Raw genomic sequence first — 1,220 nt, forward strand, 5'->3', positions numbered from 1 at the left:
CAGGGCAATCGCGTTTGGCTCACGCGTCTTACAGCCCATTGAGAACGCTGCATAAGAATGCCTCATCCCAGCCAGCTCGCTTGAGTTTGATGCTGAGAGAGCCTTTGGATGTGTCGCGTCGGACGACATCCAGAGCGCGGCGGCGCAGCACCGCGATGTTGCCCGGACCGTTGTCCTTTCGGTTGCGTGCGGCGTCTTCACGGAACGAGACGTCAAGCTGCCAATGCAAAGCGTTTTCGATGGCCCAATGGTCGCGCACCGTGGCGAGCAAGACCTCGGGTGTCGGCATCCAGGACAGGGCGAAATACCGTGTCTGGGAGGTCACTTTACCTCCGGTATCTCGGGTTGCATCAATCTTGGCGAACCCTTTGAGACCTGGAAATTCATGATATTCACCCAGTGCTTTAGCCGATACGACCACGCCGGTCCGGGTCTCTTTGCGACCATGGGCCGTATCCGCGGAGCTGGCCACGGGGTGGCCATCCTTCAAATTGCTGAAACAGCCGCGGGCGTCAGACAGAAGGGACTCCTGATTGCCTTTCAGCGCCAGGCACCAATCACCGCCCCCTGCGTTGATAGCGGCCACTGTGCGGCGGTTGCAGTGCAGAGCGTCACCGGTCACCACCTTGCCCTTGAGCGCAATTAGTCCCAGAGCCTCGATGGCCGCGTCGAGCTCTGTGCCCCGGTCGGCGGTCACTGTCGCCAGCGTGAGGCGCAGCCGCGAAGCATAGGCTGAGACCATCATGCGCGTCCGGGCACTCTCATCTTTGTCACGAGCACCGCGTAATGCCTTGCCGTCGATGGCGATGACATCGCCTTCCTTGAGAAGAGCTGCGACATCGGCGAGCACTTTGCCAAAGGCGGCATCGAGTGCCTTTGGGTCGATCACCCGGAAGATCTCAGAGAAGGTGTCATGCGAAGGGATGGCATGCTTCAATTTTAGGAAGTCTCTGAAAAGGCGCTCTTTTGCGCGACCAAATGCGGCCATTTCAGCGCACGAGGCTGACCCGCACAGGACCGATACGAAAGCGATGACAAGCAGTTCCCCAAGGTCGTGGCGGGCGTTACTGGCGCGCGGATCGGGGACGTCGTCGAAGGCGGATAGAAAAATCTGCATGAGGATGAGGACTCCGTGAACGCAATCCCCAATTCAGAATCCATCTCGCCCTCACAGGCAAGAGCGACCGTTCACGCCTTCAGTTCCAAACGCGATTCCCCTG

Annotated in this window: 1 protein-coding gene; it reads right to left on the reverse strand. The window is 59.3% G+C overall.

What is annotated here, in order from left to right; all coding sequences use genetic code 11:
* Positions 1–28 precede the first annotated feature (28 nt).
* Positions 29–1,117, reverse strand: coding sequence for an ISAs1 family transposase (locus FQ320_RS25265; protein ID WP_255509732.1), 1,089 nt, complete (start codon positions 1,115–1,117; stop codon positions 29–31).
* Positions 1,118–1,220: the final 103 nt, after the last annotated feature.

Origin of the sequence: Oceaniovalibus sp. ACAM 378 (assembly GCF_008085915.1) — a bacterium.
Lineage (GTDB): Bacteria > Pseudomonadota > Alphaproteobacteria > Rhodobacterales > Rhodobacteraceae > Oceaniglobus.